We start from the raw sequence: 19,844 nt of genomic DNA, 5'->3' as shown, positions 1-19,844 counted from the left end.
GGAAGTCCCGTGAGCGCCCGTCCCGCCGTACCCCACCGCCGCCGCCCCGGCGCCCTGCTCACGGTCGCCGTGGCCGGCGTCCTCGCCGTCGCCACCACGCTCGGCGGCGTGCCCGCGCCCGCCGCCGCGGCGAACACGCTCGCCATGCGGGGCGCCGACATCTCCTCGTTGCAGCGCAGTCTGGACCTGGGCGCGAGGTACTACGACGCCGGCGGTGTCGCCCGCGACCCCCTGGACATCCTGAAGTCCGTCGGCGTCAACTACGTCCGGCTGCGCGTCTGGAACAACCCGGCCAGCGGCTACAACAACAAGAGTCGGGTGCTGACCCAGGCGAGCGCGGCCCGGGCGAAGGGCCTGAAGGTGCTCATCGACTTCCACTACTCCGACACCTGGGCCGACCCCGGCAAGCAGTACAAGCCGGCCGCCTGGGCCGGACACAGCCTGAGCCAGCTGCGGACCGACGTGTACGCCTTCACCTACGACGTCTGCGCCAGCCTCCGGGCGCAGGGCACCCCGCCGGACAGCGTGCAGATCGGCAACGAGATCAACGTCGGGATGCTGTGGAACGAGGGGAAGGTCGTCAACAACGACTTCGCGCCGCTGGCCGGCCTGCTGAAGCAGGGCTACCAGGCGACCAAGGCGTGCGGCGGCGACATCCCGGTGATGATCCACACCGCGGACGCCGACAGCAACGCCAACGCCCGCTGGTTCTACGACGGCATCCGCGCCCAGGGCGTGCAGTGGGACGTCACCGCCCTGTCGTACTACTGCATGTGGCACGGCACGCTGGCGAACCTCTACCGGAACATCGTCGACCTGCGCGGTCGCTACGGCAAGCCGGTGGTGATCGTGGAGACCGCGTACCCCTTCACCCGCGACGACGCGGACGGCGAGCCGAACGCCGTCGGCGACGCGACGTGTGACGGCATCGCCGCGACCTGGGCCGGGCAGGCCCAGGAGTTCGACTGGGTGCAGAACACCGCGCGCAACGCCGGCGCCATCGGGGTCTTCTACTGGGAGCCGACCTGGTATGCCGTGCGCGGCAACGGCTGGGACCCGGCCGACATCAACGGCACCGGCAACCAGTGGGACAACATGGCCGTCTTCGACTGGTCCGGGCGGGTGAACCCGGGCGTACGCTGGACGCCCTGACCTGCCCTGACCGGTCACGCCGGTGACCGGCGCCCGAGGGGCAGTGGCGCAGGTCACAGCGGATCGGGACCCGGCGGCCGGCCGTCCGAGTAGTCGGAGTAGTCCGAGCGTCCGCGACAAGCGTGCTGCCCGGGCCGGGTCAGGCGCCGGCGCCGCCGTCCACGCCCGCGCCGCGGTACGGCGCGCACCCTGACCGCGCCCCGGGCCGCGACCGTGGGGATTGTGTAGACCATCATCGATGGGTAACGTGGCGCACCAATGTGACTACTCAACGCTTTAATCGGAGGTGGTCCATGTGATGGGTGCCGTGGAGGCGGAACTGCCGCTCTGGCCGCCGGTCAACCCCACCCGAGGTCCGTTCGCCCCGCTGGACGAGGCGGAACGCCAGCGTTATGTCGGCCCGGTGAGGCGGGTGCGCCTGCCCACCGGGGCCGCGGCCTGGCTGGTCACCCGGCATGCCGACGTCCGCCAACTGCTGCGGCACCCCGCCTTCAGCGCTGACTTCAACCGCCCCGGCTTTCCGATGCTGCGCCCGTTGCCGCCCCAGGCGCCCGAGGAGGGCAAGGGCATGTTCTTCCGGATGGACGGCACCGAGCACGCCCGGCTGCGCCGGATGCTCACCGCCGAGTTCATGATCAAGAATGTCCGTCGGATCGAGCCGCTGATCCGGCGTAGCGTCGAGGAGTCGCTCGACGCCCTGGCCGCCGCCGGGCCCCCGGCCGATCTGGTGTCGACCTTCGCCCTGTCCCTGCCGTCCATGGTGATCTGCCACCTGCTCGGCGTCCCCTACGCCGACCACGACTTCTTTCAGGCCCGCAGCCGCTCTCTGCTCGATCGCGGGATGCCGCCGGAACGGCTCCGGCACGACTTCGGGGAGCTGCGTGACTACCTCCGGGCGCTGATCGACGCCAAGCGGGCCCGGCCCCAGGGGCCGGACGATCTGCTTGGCCGGCTGATCCGGGAACAGGTCGAGCCGGGGGAACTCGACGTGGACGAACTGGCCGGGATGGCGATGCTGCTGCTCGTCGCCGGTCACGAGACCACCGCCAACATGATCGGGCTGAGTGTCCTGCTGCTGACCCGGGAACCCGGGCGGTACGCGCTCCTGCGCGACGAGCCCGACCGGACGGCGGATCTGGTGGAGGAGCTGCTGCGTTACCTGAGCGTCGTGCGGACCGGGGTGCTCCGGGTGGCCACCGAGGACGTCGAGATCGGCGGCCGGGCGATCCGGGCCGGCGAGGGCGTGATCGCCCTGATCGCCCTGGCCAACCGGGACGACGAGGTCTTCGACGACCCGGACCGGTTCGACCCGTACCGGCAGGCGCACCAGCAGGTGGCCTTCGGGTTCGGGGTGCACCAGTGCATCGGGCAGCCGCTGGCCCGCGCCGAGTTGCGCATCGCGCTGACGGAGCTGGCCCGCCGCTTTCCCGACCTGCGCGTGACGGCCGCCCCGGAGGAGTTGAGCACCCGGGACAACTCGATCGTCTTCGGTCTCGACGCGCTGCCGGTGACCTGGTGACCGCCGCCGGCGGCCCCGTCGGCGAGGAACGGACGGTGCGGGTGGAGGTGGACCGGGACGCCTGTTGCGGCTCGGGGAACTGCGTGCTCGCCGCGCCGGAGGTGTTCACCCAGGACGACGCGGACGGGCTGGTGCTGCTGCTGGCCGCCGCGCCGCCGGCGGAGTGCGCCGAGCGGGTGCGCCGCGCCGCCGACCTCTGCCCGGCCGGGGCGATCCGGGTCACCTGAGTCCACCGGCGGGTGGTGGTTCCACCTGCGCCGCTGCGCGGCCTGCGGGCACGTCGGCTGCTGCGACTCGTCGCCCGGCCAGCACGCGACCGCGCACGCGGCCCCACCGGCCACCCGATCGTGCAGAGCTTCGAGCCCGGCGAGTCGTGGTTCTGGGACTATTCCCGCGACCAGTTCCACCCCGACGGGCCGGAGCTGGCCGAGCCGCACGCGCATCCGCTCGACCAGCCGGCCCCGGGTCCCGAGGGTCGGGTGCCGAGCGACTGGCAGACCCGGCTGCACTGAGCCGACCGGCGACGCGGGGGGCGCCGGCGCCGCGCCCGCGTCGCCGGCTCACTCCGGCTGCGGCGCCAGCCCGGCCGCGCGGAACCACTGCCCAGCAGCACCGCCTCGGCGGCGGCCAGGAACTGCCCTGTCCACCGCAGAGCCGCCGGCGAAAACCTTTTACACTTTCTCAACCCTTGTAAATATTTATCGTCGTCGTGATACTGGTGCCGGGTCCGGCAGCCGTCCCGGACCGGGCGGGCCGGGCCAGCGAACCGGCCGGTCACCTCCTGGATGAGGAGCGCCGATGCCGACTTCCCTCCGACGCCTCACCGGCCGACTGGCCGTGGTGGTGCTCGCCCTGACCGCCGTCCTGGTCGGCCCGGCCGCCGCACAGGCCGCCACACCGGCCTGGCCGACCATCGGCGCCGGCATGTCCGGCGCCAACGTCGCCTCGGCCCAGTTCCTGCTCCGGCACCACGGCCAGACCCTGACCGTGGACGGCGCCTTCAGCGCCGGCACGACCGCGGCGACGCAGGCGTTCCAGTCCGCGAACGGCCTCACCGCCGACGGCGTCGTCGGCGCACTGACCTGGTCCCGGCTCGTCGTGACGCTGGACCCCGGCGCGAACAACAACGCGGTACGCGCCTTGCAGACCGCGTTGAACAAGTACGGGTACGGGTTGACGGTCGACGGGGCCTGGGGCGCCGGCACCACCGACGCGGTGACCGACTTCAAGACCGGGCGCGGGCTCACCGGCGGCACCACCGTCGGCGCGACGACCTGGCAGTGGCTGCTCGGCGGGGGCGGTGGCGGGGGCCTCTACGCGCCGATCATCGACCGGTCGGTCCTGCCCCGGTCGGAGTACGACGATCCGCACCACGACTACCCGGCGATCGACCTGCCCACCGTGACCGGCGTGACCACGTACGCGATCACCGCCGGCACGGTCGGCTACGCGGGCGGCGGCTGCGGCAACGGCATCGGCATCACCGCCGACGACGGCGCGTACTACCTCTACTGCCACCTGTCGTCCCGCGTCGTCGCGGCCGGGGCGCGGGTCACCCCCGGGCAGGTCGTCGGCTACACCGGGGCCACCGGCAACGTGACCGGGCCGCACCTGCACCTGGAGATCCGGGTGAACGGCGCCAACCGCTGCCCGCAGCAGCTCCTGCTGGCCGTCTACGACGGCGCCGCCGTCCCGGCGCCCTCGGCGCTGCCCGCCACCGGATGTTTCTACTGACCGCCGGTGGCGACGTCGTGATCGGGCACCCCGGGACGTGCCGGGCGACCACGCCGCGCCGTCGACCGTCCGATGTGTGTCGTCGCCGGCGTTGGTGACCGGCCGCTCACCCGGGGCCGGCGTCGGCGGCCTCGGGTGACGGGACCGCGGAGCCGACATCGAAACGCTCGAAGATGAGGAGCACGGTGGCATAGGCTCGCCGTATCTCGGCAAGGAACCTCCGGAACTGGTCGACGTTCCCGGACTCCGCATCGGGGGCATGCAGCAGGGCGAAGACGAGCAGTCGCATGGCGTGCAGCAGGTAGGCGGTCGACGCGTGGTAGTTCGTCTCGTCGACGGTTCGGGCCCGACCGGCCCAGTCGGCCATCGCGTCCCACATCTCATGGTCGGCGATCACCGATCTGGCGACCCGCTCGATCCGGCCGCACGCGCTTCGCAGGACGCCCCGGGCGGTCGCGGGCTCGGACCCGGCGAGCGCCAGTAGGTCGTCGATCTCCCGCATGCTTCCGAGCGCGTTGCGGGCCAGGTATTCGAGCCGTTCCAACGGGGTGACGCCGGCAAGCTCGGTGGCCACCTCTTCCCGGAGTCGGTGCGGCGTCGCGGCCTGTCGGGCGATCCAGCAGGTCATCGCCTCGACCGTCAACTCCTCGAGACGGCCGCCCCGGAGCCCGTCGCGAAACCTCTTCTGGGCCGCGGTGTCCCCGACTCCCAACGCGCAACCGATCTTTGCCCACGCGACTCCGCGCGCCCGCGCCTCGGCGACAAGATCCTCCCGGACTCGGGCCAACGTCGCCTCCAGGACGTCGACCGTGTAGATGTAGCGCAGCACCGGGTCCACGTCGAGGCTGTCGAGACCGGGTGGATCGAGTCCGTCGCCCAAGGTCCGGGCGAGTTGGCCGACCGCCCGCCGAGCTTCGAAGACGGCGATGTCCGGGGAGAACGGCCAGGCGTCCGAGTCACACGATACGCCCGGCCAACGGGTCCTTCGTCCTTCGTCCACCTCGCCATGCTATGGGAGTCCTCGTCCCCTCCCACGTCGCTGCGGTCCACCCCGCGTGGACCGGATCCACCCCGGGTGGACGTGCAGCGGTAGGTCCTGCCCGGCGGAGGTGTTCCCATGGCGGGCATGGCACTCCGCATCCTCGGCCTCGCGTTCACCGCACTCGCCGCGACGGCCGTTCTCGCCCGGGCGATGGCCCCCGTGGCCCGGGAGGCGCGCACCTCGCTTCTCCTCTGGCTCGCTCTGCGCGGCGCCCGGCCGCACCAGCGACCCGAACTTCTCCGGGCGCTCCCGCCACTGGTCGGCTGCCGAGACCCCCACGTCCACCTGGTGATCGTCGGGTCCCGCCCCGCCGAGGGCCGGCGCCGGCGCAGGCCACGGCCGGTGTAACGGTGATGAAACGGTCCTGTCGTTACTGTCCTGGTCCAGCGGCGCGCGCTTCGGAAACCCACCGTCTACGACAGGACTTCCTCCATGCGACGGACATTTCTCCGCGTACTCATGATCGCCGCCCTGGTGGCCGGCGGCCTCGGTCTCGGTGCGGGCGCGGCGCCGGCACCGGCCCTGGCGGCCTACGGTGCGGTCAAGTGGCCGGCGACCGGGGTGATCACCGGCAAGGTGGACGACCGGTGCCCCGGCTACGACAACCACGACGGTTACGACATCGCCGGCAACTACCGGTCGGTGATCTCGGCCGCCTACGCCGGGTCGGTGAGCTACATCGGCTGGGACGCCGGCGGCTACGGGAACTTCGCCATCATCACGCACACCAACGGCTGGAGCACCCTCTACGGCCACCTCGACGGGTTCGTCTCCCGGATGCGGGTGGGGGAGTACTTCAACCGCGGTGACGGCATCGGCTACATGGGTTACACCGGCGGGGTCTCGCCGCCCGGCATCGGCGGCACGCACCTGCACTTCGAGATGCTGCGCTACGACTCGCCGCAGGTCTGGAACTCGGCCGGCACCTGTGGCCAGAGCGTGAGCCGGGGCAACTCGATCCCGTTCGACTTCGCCGGCCTGAACTGACCGGTGACCGTCCCGACGGCGGCGGGCGGGTGGTCACCCGCCCGCCGCCGTCACCTGTCGGGCGTCGCCCCGGCTGCCCACCGCGAGGTAGGTCCGCCGGGCGCGTGCCACGTCGCCGGCCAGCACCGCCTCCGCCGCCTGCCGCCACGGGGAATCGACGGGCGCGTGCCGGGCGAGGGCGCGCCCGTCGAGGCCCGCCTCGCGCAACGCCAACGGCAGGTCGACGCCGAAGCTGCTGGTGAGCGCCGCGCCGTGCACCTGGTCCAGCAACTCCTCCGCCGTCGCGGTGATGCGGGCGCTCGGCCGGCCCAGGGCGATCCGCACCCGGAGCCGCTGCACCAACGCGGGGCCGAGCAGCGTCGCCCCGCCGTCGCGCCGCGCCAGGCGTTCCGCCGCGCCGGAGTGCCGGTCGGCGGCCGGCAGGTCGCCCTGGTGCAGGGCCAGACGCGACAGGACGACGTGCACCTCGGAGGCCATCCGGTGGTGGCGGTGCTCGCCGCGCAGGTAGCGGACGCCCGCGCCGCGCGCCGCGGTCCACCGGCCGCGCTGGAACGCCTCCCGCACCCGTTCGGCGACCAACCAGGGCACGTCGGCGGTCGCCTCCTGCCCGCGGATGCTCCCCACGGCCAACTCCCGGTAGGTGGCCGCCGGGCCGAGCCGCGCCCGCCGGTCCTCGGCGTCGGCCAGCGCGACCCAGAGCGTCGGCGGCACCCAGCCGAGCCGGCCCCGGTACGCCTGCGTGAGGTGTGCGAGTTCGGCGACCACGTCCGCGTGGCCGGCGGTCAGGTCGACGAGCGCCAGGTTGGCGCGGGCCCGCAGGTCCAGCGGCGTCAGGGACATCTGCCGGGCCCAGGCCAGCCCGAGCAGTCCCGCTCGCCGTGCCGGCCGGCCCCGGTCGCTGACCGCCAGGATCCCGCAGATGTTGACCAGGGCCGCCGCGCCGGCCGGGTCGGGCGCGCGGTCGTCGATCAGGTCGACGGCCTCCGCCACCCGCCGCAGGGCGGAGTCGCCGTCCCCGGGGCGGAGCCAGAGCACCCGAGCCTGCCAGGACAGTGCCTCGGCGGCCTGGTGCGGCCGGTTCTCCCGGCGGAACAGCGTCGCCGCGCGGGCCAGCTCGTCGAGCCCCGCGCCGGTCTGGTGGTAGCGGACCTCGCCGAGCCGCAGCAACGCCTCGGCGCGGGAGGCCGGGTCCCCGCCGAGCCGCAGGGTGGCGGTGAGGCAGTGCGCCGCCCGCCGGTAGTCGCCCCGGTCCGCGATGTAGGCGCCGGCCTCGGTCAACGCCCGCAGCGCGGCCCGGCTCCCCGGCGCCGGCGACCGGTCGTCCGCGCCGGCCCGGATCACCTCGCGCGCCGGCGGCGAGCTTCCCGGCGGTTCGTCGTGGTCGAGGATCCGGCGGTACGTCCGCACCAGCGCGGTGCTCGGCTCCACCCCGAGGTCGTCGCGCAGCCGCCGGCGGAAGGCCCGATGGGCGGTGACGGCCTCGTCGTACCGGCCGGCGAGCGACAGCGCGCGCAGGTGCAGGTCGTGCACCCACTCGGCGGTGGGTTCCTGCGCGGCGAGGGCGGCCAGGTCGGGCAGGACCGTCCGGTGGTCGCCGAGCCGCAGGCGCGCGTCGAACGACATCCGCCGCAGTCCCCGCACCTCCTCGCCGACCGCCACGAGTTCGGGCCACCGGTCCGGATCCGACCAGACGCCCTGGCACGGCGCGCCGCGCACCAGCGCCGCCGCGCGGTCGAGCAGGTCCACGGCCCGGGCCAGGTCCCCGCTCGCCTCGGCGCGACGGGCCTGGTCCCGGAGCTGGCGAAGGTCGGCGAGATCGCAGCTCCCCGGGCCGAGGTCCCACCGGTAGCCGTCGGCGGTGCGGCGCAGGCCGGCGTCGGCGTCGGGACCGGCGGTCCGAAGCCGCTGCCGGACCCGGTGCACGAGGACGCGGATCGCGCCGCGGTCCACGTCGTGCCGCTCGGGCCACACCCGGGCCGAGAGCGCGGACAGCGGCACGCCGGCCGCGTACCGCAGCGCCAGCGCGGCCACGAGCGCCCGCTGTCGCGGGCCCGGCCCGAGCACGTCGGTCCCGGCGACCCGTACGTGCAGCGGGCCCAGGACCCCGCACCACAGCGGGGGACGTCTCCCGGGCTCGTCGCGCCCGGTCGTCGGATTCGGGTCGGGCCGGTCCCACGCCAGCCGCCCAGGGCCCCTGTCCATCGATGCACCTCGACGTCAAGTCTAGGCGTCGTCGGGACCGGTCCCGACCCTTGACATGCGAACTCAGATTACCGAATAATGGATCGTAATTCGAGGGGGAGTACCCATCCCGCACCGGACGCGTCGGCCGTCAGGACGAGCCCGCCCACGGGCTCCGGCCGCGCGAGCCGTCCGCACCCGTCGGGCGGCCAGGGGAGACCTTCGACCCGTTCGCCGGTGACCCGCCGGCCCGGTCGGAGGGAGCGCCCGCCGTGTCCGTACCCCTGTGGGCCTGGTTGGCCCTGAGCCTGGTGATCGCGGCGATGCTCGCGGTCGATCTGTTCCTGCACCGTGACAACCACGTCATCGGCTTCCGCGAGGCCGCGACCTGGTCGGCCGTCTGGATCGCCGCCGGGCTGGCGTTCGGCGTGGTGCTGTGGCTGTGGCAGGGCGACGAGGCCGCCGGCGCCTACTACGCCGGGTACCTGATCGAGAAGGCGCTGTCGGTGGACAACGTCTTCGTCTTCGCCCTGGTCTTCACCTACTTCGCCGTGCCGGCCGCGTTCCAGCACAAGGTGCTGTTCTGGGGCGTCATCGGCGCGCTGCTGTTCCGGCTGGTGTTCATCTTCGTCGGCGCCGAACTGCTCGAGACGTTCTTCTGGACCGCGTACGTGTTCGGCCTGTTCCTCGTCTGGACCGGCTGGAAGATGGCGTTCCGGCACGACGCCGAGATGAACCCCGACCGCAACCTCGTCGTCCGTCTCGTCCGCCGGGTCGTCCCCACCGACGCCCGCTACCACGGCGACCGGTTCTTCGCCCGGGTCGACGGCCGGCGCGTCGCGACGCTGCTGTTCGTCGTCCTCATCGCGGTCGAGGCCACCGACCTGATCTTCGCGATCGACTCCGTCGCCGCGATCCTGGCGATCACCACCAGCACGTTCATCGTCTGGACCGCGAACGCCTTCGCGGTGCTCGGCCTGCGCAGCCTCTACTTCTGCCTCGCCGGCCTGCTGCGCCGGTTCGTGCACCTGCACTACGGCCTTGCGTTCCTGCTCGCGTTCGCCGGGGTGAAGCTGATCCTCTCCGAGACCCCGGTGGGCAAGCTGCCCATCCCGCTGACCCTCGGCGTCATCGTCGGCACGCTCGCCGTCTCCATCGGCTGGAGCCTCGTGGCCACCCGTGGCCGGCAGCCGGCCGGCGACGGACCGCGCACTCCCGCCGCCCGCTGAAACGCCGCGGCGGCGCCCGCCACGACGCGGGCGCCGCCCGTGCCGGGCGGATTCCGGGGGTGACCCGGGGGCCGCCCGGCACGCGGTGGATCAGACGCAGTCGGCGGTGATCTGGTAGTCGGCCAGGATCACGCCGTACCCGCCGCCGCTCTGCCAGTTGCCGTCGCGGTAGGTGACGCCGCAGGTCTTGCCGAACTGCTGCTCGTAGGCGTGCATGCTCGCCTCGGCGTTGGCCTGGGCCCGGGCCAGGGCGTCCTCGATGGTGTTCCCGGGGCCGCCACCGATCACGGCGGTGGAGTAGCCGGAGAAGTGCTGGATGTTCGCCGCCTGAGCCGGCCCGGCCGTGGACACCACGCCCGCGGCGGCGAGTGCCACCGCGGCAGCCACCGAGGCGGCCCTTCGGGTCCTGGTCATGGTTCTCCCCTCTCGAACGGACGGTGATCATCGGCTACTTTACATCGATGTAAGTCTTGTCGCCGGACGACGTCGCGCCGCCCGCCGACGAACTGATCGCGCCGGGTCAGACGCCGTCGGGGCCCTGTCGGCGCAGGTCGTCGACCGTGGTCATGGCCTGCCGTAGCTGGGTCAGCCAGTCGTCGGTGTGCCGACCGACGAGCCGGACGCACCAGGCCAGCGCCTCCGAGCGGGACCGGGCGACGCCGGCGTCCACCAGGGTGTCGAGGATCTGCCGCTCCGGTTGGCGGAGCCGGGTCATCACCGGCGCGGCGAGGTGGGAGAACAACTGCTCGGTCGCCCCGCAGCGCACCCCCCAGCTCACCTTGCGCTGGTAGCGGTGCTCGACCTGGCGGGCGACACGGATGCGGTCGTCGCGGGTGTCCTCCCGGAACCGGAGTATCCGCCCGGCCTGGGCGGCGGTGCGGTCGGCGTCGGTGACGTCGGCGGCGAGCCGGGGTTCGGGCAGGCGGCCCCAGATGGTGATCTCGTCGCGGTCGATCACGACCTGCGGTGGCTCGGAGAACCATCCGTCCGGGGTCACGCCGGTGATCCAGCCGGTGGCGTCGGCGGGGGATTCCGATCGGGCGTGGGGCGAGGTGTGGCGAGGGGACATGACGACTCCTTTGCTCGTGATTACATGATTACACGATTACGGAGTTACGCGGCCACGTGTTCCGCTCACCGCGAACACCGCCGGCGCGGGACACCGGAGGGGGTGCTCGACGGGCGGACCGGCCGGGTGCGTCGATAGACTCCGCGTCGCGGCAAGATGACCTTCCGTCGCTCGTCGCGTGCCGGGCTCCCGGTCGGTGCAGAAAGTGGGTGATCCCGAGTGAGCGCTCTGTCGGTGATCGCAGCCGACACCATCACCACGGCCCTGGTGGTCCTCGCCTCCGACGGCCGGCCACTGTGGCGCAACCTGGCCGGTCACCGGCTGGGACCGGGCCTGGACGAGCTGCCGCTGGCCGGCCTGGCACCCGGCGAGAGCATGACCGACCTCCCCGTCCCCGCCGCCGACGGCACCCTGCGGTGGTTTCAGATGCGGTGCCACGGCATGGAGCACGCGGGCCAGCGGCTACGGCTGGTCGAGGTGCGTGACGTCAGCGCCGAACGCGAGGAGCGCGAGCGGGGACGCAACTACCGGTGGCGGCTGGCGCACATCGAACAGCTCGCCAAGGTCGGCACCTGGGAGTGGGACGTGCGGGGCAACGCGGTCGTCTGGAGCGACGTGCTGCTGCAGATGTTCGGCCTGCCGCCCGGCACCACCCTCGACTACGGGTCGTACCGCCGGATGCTGCACCCCGACGACGTGGCGATGATCGAGAGCACGCTCGACACGGCGCTGCGCACCGGCGAACCCTTCTCGTACACGCACCGGATGTTCCTCGCCGACGGCGTGAGTCTGCGTGTGTTCGAGTGCTACGGCGAGGTCTTCACCGACGACGCCGGCGCGCCCACGCGGGTGCTCGGCACCGCCCACGACATCACCGACATACGCCGGGTCCAGGACGAGCTGACCCGCCTCGCCGAGCGCGACCCGTTGACCGACCTGCCGAACCGACGTGCCCTGCTGGCCCGCATCGACGAGCTGCTCGCCGACGACCAGGGCACCGGCGCGTTGCTGCTCGTCGACATCGACAACTTCAAGGACATCAACGACGTGCACGGGCACGCGGTGGGCGACGAGGTCCTGCGCACGCTGGCCCGGCTGCTGGCGCACGAGCTGCCGCCCGGCACCGTGCTGGGCCGGCTCGGCGGGGACGAGTTCGCCGTCGTCCTGCCCGGGGCGGACGCGGCGGGCGCCGTGGTGTTCGCCGAGGCGATGTGCGACGCCGTGGTGCGCGCCCCGGTGCCGACCGCCGGCGCCGGGCTGCGGGTCACCCTCAGCATCGGCGCCGCCGCCCGGCAGCCCGGCGACACCCGCGACACCCTCCTGGCGCACGCCGACCTGGCCCTCTACGAGGCGAAGGACGCCGGCCGCAACCGGGCCCGGCTCTACCTGCCCGAGCAGTACCGGCACGCCGTGCGCCGGGTCAGCGTGACGACCCGGGTGCGTCGCGCGCTCGACGAGAACCGGATGAGACTGGACGCACAGCCGATCGTCGACCTGTCGACCGGCCGGGTGATCAGCCACGAGCTGCTCATCCGACTGCGCGACGGGGTGCAGCCGGCCCTGTCGCCCGCGCAGTTCCTGCCCACTGTGGAACGCGACGACCTCATCGGTGACCTCGACCGCTGGGTGGTGGCCACGGCGACGGCGGCACTGGCCGCGCCCGGTCCCACCCGGGCCCGCCTGCGGCTGGACATCAACATCTCCGCCCGCTCGCTGGAGTCACCCGGTTTCGGCGACTGGGTGGTGCGGACCCTGCGTGCCGCCGGCATCGAGGCCGACCGGCTGGGACTGGAGGTCACCGAGACGGCGGCGATCACCAACGTGGCCGCGGTCCGACACCTCGCCGACGCGCTGCGCGACGCGGGCTGCCGGCTGAGCCTCGACGACTTCGGCGCCGGCTTCGGATCGTTCGCCTATCTCAAGCACCTGCCCTTCGACACCGTGAAGATCGCCGGCGACTTCGTCCGGCAGGCGGACCGCGGCGGCGCGGACCCGGTCCTCATCGACGCCGTCGTCCGCGCCGCGCACGGCCTGGGCATGCGGACCGTCGCCGAGTCGGTCGAGCACGCGTCCCTGGTTCCGGCGCTGCGCTCGCTCGGCGTCGACGCCGGGCAGGGCTACCATCTGGGCCGTCCCGCGCCCCTGGACGACCTGCTGCGTCGTACCGCCCACGCCTGGCAGGACACCGTCGTCGTGCCGACCGTCGTCCGGCCACCCGAGCCCTGACCGACCGCACCCGGAGGACCCCGTGACCCCACCCCTCGCCCCGGCGTCGCCCATCGGCGCCGAACTCGTCACCGACGACCTCGACGCGGCGCGTGACTTCTACGGTGACCTGTTCGGCTGGACGTTCACCACCACCGCGCACGGCGGCACCGCGTACGCCGGTGGGGTGGTCGCCGCCGAGCTGCGCCGCGGCGACGGCGTGGCCCGGTGGTGGACGGTCTTCGGCGCGGCCGATCCGGCCGGCGTCCGGGCGGCCGCCGAGCGGGCCGGAGCCCGGGTCACCGGCGACGAGGTGCGCGATCCGCTCGGCGCGGCCTTCCGCCTGCGGGCCGGCGCGCCGGCGGCGGCCTCCGGGGTGGGCCAGCCCTGCTGGTACGAGTACATGACCGGCGACACCGGTCCGGCCGACCGGTTCCTCGCCGACGCGCTGGGCCTGCGGGCCTCGGTGCCGCCGGGCGCGCCGGACGACTCCTACGCCCTGCTCGCCGGTCCGGCCGGCCCGGCCGCCGGCCGGCTGCGGATGCCGCCACCGTTGCGGCACCTGCTTCCGACCGGCTGGATGGTCTACGTGGCGGTGACCGATCCGGACGACACCGCCGCGCGGGCCGTCCGGTCGGGTGGCCGGGTGCTGGTGCCGGCGAGCGACGTCATGACCGGCCGGGTGTGCGCCCTCGCCGATCCGGCGGGTGCGGTGCTCACCGTGATCCGGCCGGTCGCGGCCGTCGGCTGACCACCTGTCAGGACGACCGGCCCGACGGCATGCCACGCTGGCCGGATGCCGACGTTGCCACTGACCCCCGATGACCTGCTCACCACCACCCGAACCGTGCGTAAGCGGCTGGACCTGACCCGTCCGGTGCCGATGGACCTCGTCCGGGAGTGCCTGGAGATCGCCCTTCAGGCGCCCTCGGGTTCCAACCGGCAGGGCTGGCACTGGGTGGTCGTCACCGACCCGGCCGTACGGGCCGCGATCGGCGGGTTCTACCGCCGCGCGGTCGAGAGCTACCTGGCGTCGGAGGGGTCGGCGGCGCGGTTGTTCGTCGACGAGCCCGAGCGCGCCGCGGTGCAGCGCCGGGTGGGGGAGAGCGTGGCGTGGCTCGGCGACCGGATGGGCGAGGTGCCGGTGCTGCTCATCCCGTGCCTGCGGCTCTCCGGCGGCGGCGAGCTGCCGGCCGGCAACCAGGCCGGGCTGTGGGGGTCGCTGCTGCCGGCCGCATGGAGCTACATGCTGGCGGCGCGCGCTCGCGGACTCGGCACCGCCTGGACCACGCTGCACCTGGCGTACGAGGCGGAGGTGGCCGAGCTGCTGGGCCTCCCGGCCGAGGTCCGGCAGGCCGCCCTGATCCCCACCGCCTACTACACCGGCGACACGTTCCGGCCGGCGAAGCGGCAGCCACTCGACGAGGTGCTGCACGTCGACCGCTGGTGAGACCTGCTTCCGCGACCACCGGCCGGTGGGCGCCGTAGCGCCCACCGCCGCGTCGGTGTCAGTCCGCGATGCCGTCCAGCCAGCGCTGGTGCCAGCGCAGCAGGGACCGGGTCAGCACCGGAGCGGCCAGGTGCGGCAGCAGCCCGGTCTGCGTCTCCTCGGTGACCACCCGGGTCCCGCCCGGCGCCGGGGTGAGAATCCAGCGGTGGTGTCCGGACGAGCCGACCGCCCGGCCGGTCCAGCCCAGCAGCCGGTACGGCTCCCAGCGGTCGACCACGCACCGGACGCGGACCCGCAACGTCGTCCAGCGGAACTCGACGCCGGGGCCGAGGAGCGGCGCGCCGGTCAGCACGACGCGCCGGGCGTTCGGGTACCACGACGGCCAGGCGGTGGCGTCGACGAGCCGCGCCCACACCGCCTGCGGGGGCAGCGGCACGAACGCCTCGTTGCGGGTGTGCACGGGGCAGCGCGCCGGTTCCCGGCCGGGCGGCCATCCGGGGGCGGTCACCGCAGGTCCCGCAGCGTCGTGCCGGGCGTGGTCAGCGCGATCTGCGGGCCGTGCACCTCGGCCGGGGTGCGGTAGCCCGGCGGCGCGTCCCCCGCCGCGGTGCGGGCCAGCAGCTCGACCGCGGTGTGGGCGCTGTACCGGTAGGCGTCCGGGCCGGTCAGCACCGCCTCGGCCGCCGTGCCCGCGTCGTCTCGGACCAGCCCGTGCACCAGCGTGCGACCGGCGTCGAGCTGCGCCGGCGTGGGCCCGTCCGGCAGCCGGGCCAGCAACGCGGCCCGGACGCGCCGCGCGGCCGGGGACGTGACCAGCCACGGCGCGGCCGGGGCGGCGCGCAGCGCCAGGCGGATCGGCGCGGGCGCGGCGAAGAACGTCGCGACGTCCGCGACGCCGGTGGACCGCGCGGCGGAGACGACGTCCGCCCGCCAGGGGTTGGTGACCACCCGGGTACGCGTCGCGCCGTCGCCGATCCACCGGTGCTCGGCGGCGGCGCGCGCCGGCACCAGCCGCCCGTCGCGTCGCTGCACCCCGGCGTCCGCCATGCCCCCGGTGAGCGTGTCGAGCGTGCCGCGCGACACCCGGCCGACGGTGGCGAACGACAGCTCCAGCCGGCGGGCGGTCGGCAGCCGCCGGGCGAGGTGCACGGCCACCGCGTCGGTCGGCACCACACCGAAGCCGACGCCGGGCATCGCCATCACCCCGGCGGCGGTCAGTTCGGCGTCCCGCCGCCACACGGTCAGGAACTCCGCCGCCTCCCCGGACAGGTCGAGGTAGGGCGTTCCGGTCCGGACACAGGCGTCGAGCAACGGCTGCTGGGTCCGGGCGAACGGACCGGCCGCGTTCAGCAGCACCGCGGCGTCGGCGAGCAGCCGGTCCAGCGCGCGCGGCTGATCCAACGCGGCGGTCCGGACCGGGGCGTCGAGACCCAGCGCCGCGAGCCGGTTCGCGTCCCGGCCGGCCAGCACCGGGCGGAGCCCGCGGTCGACGGCGAGGCGGGCGACGAGCCGGCCGACGTAACCGGTGGCCCCGTAGATGATGAGGGAAGACACGCCCCGACCATGACCCGCCGGGGCCGCCGGTGTCCAAGAGACGCCGGCGCGGTGTCGAGAGGTTTCTCCTATCCGACCTGGCTAGGGTGGGGCCGGTGGACCTGGAGCGGGTACGGGCCTTCGTCGCCGCGACGGAGTGGATGAACTTCACCGCCGCCGCCGAGGAGTTGGGCCTGGCGCAGCCGTCGCTGTCGGCGCGGATCCGGGCGCTGGAGACCGACCTCGGCGTCGAGCTGTTCTCCCGGCGCAGACGGCAGGTCGCGCTCACCGCGGCGGGCCGGGCGTTCCTGCCGCACGCGCGCGCCCTGCTCGACCTCGCCGCCGAGGCACGCCGCGACGCGCGCCGGGCCGCGGACGCGGCGCCGGGCCGCCGGCTGCTCATCACCACGCTGGCCGCCAGCGTCGACGAGTTGAAGGCGGAAACCGTCCTCGGGCTGCGGCGTGACCTGCCGGGCTGGCAGGTCACGCTCACCGGCGTGCCGTTCCGGGAGCACGTCTGGCGGCTGCGGGACGGCACCGCCGAGGCCGGCTACCTGTGGCCGCCGTACACGCCGGACGCCGTCCGCGACCTCCACCTGGAGCCGGTCGGCGCGTTCCGGCGGCTGCTGGCCGTGCCGGCGCGGCACCACCTGGCCGGACGGCCGGAGGTGACCGTGGCCGACCTCGCCGGGGAGCCGCAGGTGCCGCTGCCGGACGACGTCGACGCCGCCTTCGTCGCCGGGTGGCGGCTCACCCCGGACGCGCCGGTCGGCGCCGGGGAGCCCGTCACCGACGTCGCCGGGGTGCTGCGCGCGGTGGCCGGCGGCGTCGGCTGCTGTCCGGTGCCGTCCCTGCTGGCCCGCACCGCGGCCACGCCGGGCGTGGCGTACGTCCCGGTGCGCGGGGCGCCGCCCGCGACGCTGGCGCTGGCCTGGCGGGTGGACGCGCACCCCGAGATCGACCACGCGCTCCGGGCCGCCGCACGCCGGGCCCGTGGCGGGGCGGCGGACTGACCGGGCTACCCGACCCGGGACCGGCCGGGGGCGTCGCTGCTGGTCAGCGCGTCGGCGATCGCCGCCCACACGCCCGGGTGGGCGACCATCCCGCCGTGCGAGCTGTCCACCGTCACGCAGCGGGCCGCCGGGTCCTGGGAGGCGTGCCAGGACACGATGCCGTCACTGCGGCTGGCGATCGAGGTGAACGGCAGGCCCGGCGGCGCGGCGGCCAGCACGTCGTCGTGGACCTCGCGGCAGCAGTCGCCGAACGGGCAGTCGCGTACCCAGTCCCGGCGGCCGAGCCGGGTCATGGTGGCCATCCACATGGTCAGCAGTCGCACCGCCAGGTGGATCCCGAACGGGTCGGTCAGCGGCGAGCCGAGCGTGACCAGGGCGCGGACCCGCCGGGGGTGGCGGACGGCGAGGGCCTTCGCGAACATCCCGCCCCGGCTGTGGCCGACGAGGGTGACCGGCCGCCCGGTCTCGGTGTGCAGGCGGACCAGGGCCGCCTCGACGACGGCCAGGTCCCGGCTGGAGCAGCGGCGGCCGTCGGTGAGCCCGGTCGGTCGGGCGTCCCACCCGCCCTCGCGCAGCCAGTCCCGCAGCAACGCCACCCGGTCGTCGCCGGCGGCGAAGCCGGGCACGACCAGCACCGGCGCCCCCGGCTCGGGCGGCGTCGGCGGCGCGGGACGCGCGGCCCGCAGGGCGGCCAGCTCAGCGCCGGCCCGCCGTTCCCGCCAGATCGGCGGCGTCACGCTGCGCGGCAGCCCGAGGTAGTGCAGCGGCGTCCGGAACGGCTGCCAGGCGCCCTCGCTCACCGGGTGCTCCCCTCCGCCGTCGGCCGGGTCGCGCCGTCCGCCCCGTCGTCCTCCCGGCGCAGCGCCGCGTCCAGCCGTTCCAGTGTGGTCGCCATGCCGGCGCGCAGGTGGGCGGCGCGGTCCGTGACGCCGACCAGGCGCTGGACGGCGCGGACCGCCGCCATCTGGGGCGTCGCCCGGGTCATCGACTCGGTGACCCGGGTGCCGCCGTCGACCGGCTCCAGCTCGTAACGCCAGGTGGACGACGACGGCCAGGCGGTGGTGAACCCGAAGACCCGGCCGGGCACCGCCTCCGTCACGGTCGCCGTCATGCGCCAACGGTAGAACGGACCGATCCGGTTGCTGCCGGTGAACCGCCGGCCCAGTTCGCGCCACCGGGCGGCGTACGTCTCCGGGCTCCACTCGCCCATCCGGGTGATGTCGCTTACCAGCGCGTAGACCCGGTCCGGGGCGGCCGCGACGGTGCGGCTGACGTGGACCGAGAGCGCGGGCCGAGCCTCCCGGTCGGCGATCACGCGGCGGGCGAGCCGCGCGGACGACGCGGGGTTCTGCCCGGTGTAGAGGTTGCGGTCCACGGTGACGAACGGCCGCAGCGGCACGCGACCACGGACGTAGCGGGCGCCACGGGCCACCAGCTCGTCCTCCAGCAGCCAGCGGGCCTTGCGGGCGAAGCGGTTGAGCAGCTCCTCCCGGTTCGACAGGCCGGTCATCGTGTAGCCGGCGAACGGCCACGTCCCGTCCTCGCCGGTCGCCGCCAGCGTGGCGGCGGGGGCGTGGCAGAGCAGGCCCAGCGGCGTGCCGGCGCGCAGGGCCCGGGTCAGCAGCGCGCCGGAGACCGGGTCGACGGCGAGGTCCTCCATCGGGCCGTGCCCGCCCGGGTAGAAGACCGCGTCGTAGTCGGTCGGGTCCACCTCGGACAGCCTCCGCGGGTGGGCGAACTCCCGCGTGTGGGCGGCGAGATAGCGGCGGTGCCGGCGCGCGCGCCGGGGACCGGTCGCGGGCAGCCGCAGGCTGAGCGGATCGACCGTCGGGGGCACGCCGTCGGGGGTCGCCACGGTGACCCGCCAGCCGGCGGCGGAGAAGAGCCGGTGCGGCTCGACGACCTCCTCGGCCCAGACGCCGGTGGGGTGCCGCGTGCCGTCCCGCAGCGTCCAGTGGTCGGCCGCGGACAGGACCATCAGCACCGCGCGCATCGCTCCGCCTCCCTAAAATCAAACCAGTTGGTTCGGTTCAGGTATAGCACCGGTCGCGGGAAAATCAAACCGTCTGGTTCGATTCGCGTCGCGCGGGTCGACGCCCCGCGCGGACGCCGTCAGCCCGGCGGACGGACCAGCCGCTGCGCGGCGCGGCGGACCTGGGCCCGGGCGTCGTCGTCCGAGCCGGGCTGCGGCCCGAGCGCCCGGTGCAGCTCGACCGGGGCGGTGAGCCAGGACGTGGCCACCGCGATCAACGCGGCCAGCAGGTGGTGCGGCGGCCACTCCGGATCGACCAGTCCCGCCCGCTGCGCGTCCCGGATCACCGCGATCTTGTGCCGGTAGCCCGTCACGCGCTTCTCCGACACCTGCTCGGCCCGCCCGCGTTCGTGTAGCCACGCCCACGCCGCGATGCGTTGCAGGTCGGGCCGGGCGGCGAACGTGTCGTGCAGCCGGACCGTGTAGTCCACCAGGTCGGGCGTGATCGGCACCACCCGGGACAACTCCTCGAGCCCGACCTCCATCACGGTGTCGAACAGGGCGTCCTTGTCGCCGAACCAGGCGTAGATCCGTTCCTTGCTGGCCCGGGCCCGCTCCGCGATCCGGTTGATCCGCGCGCCGTCGACGCCGTGCCGGGCGAACTCCGCCATCGCCGCGTCGAGCACCCGCCGCCGGGTCTCCAGGCCCCGCGCCTGCGTCGCTGGAGAGGTCATCCGGCCACGTTAGCGCAGATGGTC

The 19,844-nt window shown here is 74.4% G+C and carries 21 protein-coding genes; 12 read left to right on the top strand and 9 right to left on the bottom strand.

Features of this window, described 5'->3' with window-relative positions; all coding sequences use genetic code 11:
• Positions 1-9 precede the first annotated feature (9 nt).
• The 5 genes from OG767_RS20325 (at position 10) to OG767_RS20305 (ending at position 4,405) form a co-directional block, all read left to right on the top strand.
• Positions 10-1,152, top strand: a complete 1,143-nt coding sequence (locus OG767_RS20325; RefSeq protein ID WP_405090008.1) for an arabinogalactan endo-beta-1,4-galactanase — start codon at positions 10-12, stop codon at positions 1,150-1,152.
• A gap of 298 nt (positions 1,153-1,450) precedes the next feature.
• On the top strand, positions 1,451-2,671 hold the full coding sequence (locus OG767_RS20320) for a cytochrome P450 (RefSeq protein WP_405090007.1): 1,221 nt from the start codon (positions 1,451-1,453) through the stop codon (positions 2,669-2,671).
• Complete coding sequence (locus OG767_RS20315; RefSeq protein ID WP_405090006.1) at positions 2,668-2,898, top strand: ferredoxin; 231 nt, start codon at positions 2,668-2,670, stop codon at positions 2,896-2,898. Before OG767_RS20320 ends, OG767_RS20315 begins: the two co-directional genes overlap by 4 nt.
• A gap of 15 nt (positions 2,899-2,913) precedes the next feature.
• A complete protein-coding gene (locus OG767_RS20310; protein WP_405090005.1) occupies positions 2,914-3,183 on the top strand; it encodes a hypothetical protein in 270 nt (89 codons plus the stop codon).
• A gap of 286 nt (positions 3,184-3,469) precedes the next feature.
• Positions 3,470-4,405: a peptidoglycan-binding protein gene (locus OG767_RS20305; RefSeq protein ID WP_405090004.1), complete on the top strand. Its 936-nt coding sequence runs from the start codon at positions 3,470-3,472 to the stop codon at positions 4,403-4,405.
• Between the two features lie 106 nt (positions 4,406-4,511).
• Here the strand turns inward: OG767_RS20305 and OG767_RS20300 are convergent, their stop codons facing one another.
• Positions 4,512-5,243, bottom strand: a complete 732-nt coding sequence (locus tag OG767_RS20300; protein ID WP_405090003.1) for a hypothetical protein — start codon at positions 5,241-5,243, stop codon at positions 4,512-4,514.
• Between the two features lie 288 nt (positions 5,244-5,531).
• Here OG767_RS20300 and OG767_RS20295 point away from each other — a divergent pair, with 288 nt between their 5' ends.
• On the top strand, positions 5,532-5,795 hold the full coding sequence (locus OG767_RS20295; protein ID WP_405090002.1) for a hypothetical protein: 264 nt from the start codon (positions 5,532-5,534) through the stop codon (positions 5,793-5,795).
• Between the two features lie 84 nt (positions 5,796-5,879).
• Positions 5,880-6,434 carry a murein hydrolase activator EnvC family protein gene (locus OG767_RS20290; protein ID WP_405090001.1) on the top strand — a complete coding sequence of 185 codons (555 nt, stop codon included), beginning with the start codon at positions 5,880-5,882 and terminating at the stop codon, positions 6,432-6,434.
• Positions 6,435-6,467: 33 nt separating this feature from the next.
• On the opposite strand, the gene OG767_RS20285 is transcribed toward OG767_RS20290, so the two are convergent.
• A complete protein-coding gene (locus tag OG767_RS20285; protein WP_405090000.1) occupies positions 6,468-8,636 on the bottom strand; it encodes a BTAD domain-containing putative transcriptional regulator in 2,169 nt (722 codons plus the stop codon).
• A gap of 302 nt (positions 8,637-8,938) precedes the next feature.
• Between OG767_RS20285 and OG767_RS20280 the strand changes: the two genes are divergently transcribed.
• Positions 8,939-9,844 (top strand): TerC family protein, encoded by a 906-nt coding sequence (locus OG767_RS20280; RefSeq protein ID WP_405094257.1) that lies wholly within the window; start codon positions 8,939-8,941, stop codon positions 9,842-9,844.
• A 90-nt stretch (positions 9,845-9,934) separates the two neighbouring features.
• On the opposite strand, the gene OG767_RS20275 is transcribed toward OG767_RS20280, so the two are convergent.
• Both OG767_RS20275 and OG767_RS20270 read right to left on the bottom strand, forming a co-directional pair.
• Complete coding sequence (locus tag OG767_RS20275) at positions 9,935-10,258, bottom strand: hypothetical protein (protein WP_405089999.1); 324 nt, start codon at positions 10,256-10,258, stop codon at positions 9,935-9,937.
• Positions 10,259-10,364: 106 nt separating this feature from the next.
• The gene (locus OG767_RS20270; RefSeq protein WP_405089998.1) at positions 10,365-10,913 is read right to left on the bottom strand and encodes a hypothetical protein; all 549 of its coding nucleotides are present in this window, start codon (positions 10,911-10,913) and stop codon (positions 10,365-10,367) included.
• A 219-nt stretch (positions 10,914-11,132) separates the two neighbouring features.
• On the opposite strand from OG767_RS20270, the gene OG767_RS20265 reads away from it, so the two are divergent.
• Genes OG767_RS20265 through OG767_RS20255 form a run of 3 tightly spaced genes read left to right on the top strand, consistent with a single transcriptional unit; the run spans position 11,133 to position 14,568 of the window.
• A complete protein-coding gene (locus tag OG767_RS20265; protein ID WP_405089997.1) occupies positions 11,133-13,139 on the top strand; it encodes a putative bifunctional diguanylate cyclase/phosphodiesterase in 2,007 nt (668 codons plus the stop codon).
• Between the two features lie 22 nt (positions 13,140-13,161).
• Positions 13,162-13,869 (top strand): VOC family protein, encoded by a 708-nt coding sequence (locus tag OG767_RS20260; protein WP_405089996.1) that lies wholly within the window; start codon positions 13,162-13,164, stop codon positions 13,867-13,869.
• A 45-nt stretch (positions 13,870-13,914) separates the two neighbouring features.
• Positions 13,915-14,568 carry a nitroreductase family protein gene (locus OG767_RS20255; protein WP_405089995.1) on the top strand — a complete coding sequence of 218 codons (654 nt, stop codon included), beginning with the start codon at positions 13,915-13,917 and terminating at the stop codon, positions 14,566-14,568.
• Between the two features lie 58 nt (positions 14,569-14,626).
• Here OG767_RS20255 and OG767_RS20250 read toward each other — a convergent pair whose 3' ends face one another.
• On the bottom strand, positions 14,627-15,076 hold the full coding sequence (locus OG767_RS20250) for an SRPBCC family protein (protein WP_405089994.1): 450 nt from the start codon (positions 15,074-15,076) through the stop codon (positions 14,627-14,629).
• Positions 15,073-16,122 carry a saccharopine dehydrogenase family protein gene (locus OG767_RS20245; RefSeq protein ID WP_405089993.1) on the bottom strand — a complete coding sequence of 350 codons (1,050 nt, stop codon included), beginning with the start codon at positions 16,120-16,122 and terminating at the stop codon, positions 15,073-15,075. The genes OG767_RS20250 and OG767_RS20245 overlap by 4 nt, the downstream gene beginning before the upstream one ends.
• Before the next feature lie 95 nt (positions 16,123-16,217).
• On the opposite strand from OG767_RS20245, the gene OG767_RS20240 reads away from it, so the two are divergent.
• Positions 16,218-17,114: a LysR family transcriptional regulator gene (locus tag OG767_RS20240; protein WP_405089992.1), complete on the top strand. Its 897-nt coding sequence runs from the start codon at positions 16,218-16,220 to the stop codon at positions 17,112-17,114.
• A gap of 5 nt (positions 17,115-17,119) precedes the next feature.
• Here the strand turns inward: OG767_RS20240 and OG767_RS20235 are convergent, their stop codons facing one another.
• The 3 genes from OG767_RS20235 to OG767_RS20225 all read right to left on the bottom strand — a co-directional run bounded on the left by OG767_RS20235 (position 17,120) and on the right by OG767_RS20225 (position 19,820).
• Entirely contained in the window at positions 17,120-17,914 is a 795-nt protein-coding gene (locus OG767_RS20235; RefSeq protein ID WP_405089991.1) for an esterase/lipase family protein, read from the bottom strand.
• Positions 17,911-19,107, bottom strand: coding sequence for an SRPBCC family protein (locus tag OG767_RS20230; RefSeq protein ID WP_405089990.1), 1,197 nt, complete (start codon positions 19,105-19,107; stop codon positions 17,911-17,913). The genes OG767_RS20235 and OG767_RS20230 overlap by 4 nt, the downstream gene beginning before the upstream one ends.
• Positions 19,108-19,226: 119 nt before the next feature.
• Complete coding sequence (locus tag OG767_RS20225) at positions 19,227-19,820, bottom strand: TetR family transcriptional regulator (RefSeq protein WP_405089989.1); 594 nt, start codon at positions 19,818-19,820, stop codon at positions 19,227-19,229.
• Between the last annotated feature and the right edge of the window lie 24 nt (positions 19,821-19,844).

This window comes from Micromonospora sp. NBC_01392, assembly GCF_045040125.1.
Lineage (GTDB): Bacteria > Actinomycetota > Actinomycetes > Mycobacteriales > Micromonosporaceae > Micromonospora.
The sequence above is the reverse complement of the archived record's forward strand: the minus strand, read 5'-3'. Positions and strand labels throughout refer to the sequence as shown.

Excerpts from the sequence above, each read along its gene's own strand:
- OG767_RS20320 (WP_405090007.1), top strand. The coding sequence starts at position 1,451 with ATGGGTGCCGTGGAGGCGGAACTGCCGCTCTGGCCGCCGGTCAACCCC.
- OG767_RS20305 (WP_405090004.1), top strand. The coding sequence starts at position 3,470 with ATGCCGACTTCCCTCCGACGCCTCACCGGCCGACTGGCCGTGGTGGTG.
- OG767_RS20295 (WP_405090002.1), top strand. The coding sequence starts at position 5,532 with ATGGCACTCCGCATCCTCGGCCTCGCGTTCACCGCACTCGCCGCGACG.
- OG767_RS20290 (WP_405090001.1), top strand. The coding sequence starts at position 5,880 with ATGCGACGGACATTTCTCCGCGTACTCATGATCGCCGCCCTGGTGGCC.
- OG767_RS20285 (WP_405090000.1), bottom strand. The coding sequence starts at position 8,636 with ATGGACAGGGGCCCTGGGCGGCTGGCGTGGGACCGGCCCGACCCGAAT.
- OG767_RS20280 (WP_405094257.1), top strand. The coding sequence starts at position 8,939 with ATGCTCGCGGTCGATCTGTTCCTGCACCGTGACAACCACGTCATCGGC.
- OG767_RS20275 (WP_405089999.1), bottom strand. The coding sequence starts at position 10,258 with ATGACCAGGACCCGAAGGGCCGCCTCGGTGGCTGCCGCGGTGGCACTC.
- OG767_RS20270 (WP_405089998.1), bottom strand. The coding sequence starts at position 10,913 with ATGTCCCCTCGCCACACCTCGCCCCACGCCCGATCGGAATCCCCCGCC.
- OG767_RS20255 (WP_405089995.1), top strand. The coding sequence starts at position 13,915 with ATGCCGACGTTGCCACTGACCCCCGATGACCTGCTCACCACCACCCGA.
- OG767_RS20230 (WP_405089990.1), bottom strand. The coding sequence starts at position 19,107 with ATGCGCGCGGTGCTGATGGTCCTGTCCGCGGCCGACCACTGGACGCTG.
- OG767_RS20225 (WP_405089989.1), bottom strand. The coding sequence starts at position 19,820 with ATGACCTCTCCAGCGACGCAGGCGCGGGGCCTGGAGACCCGGCGGCGG.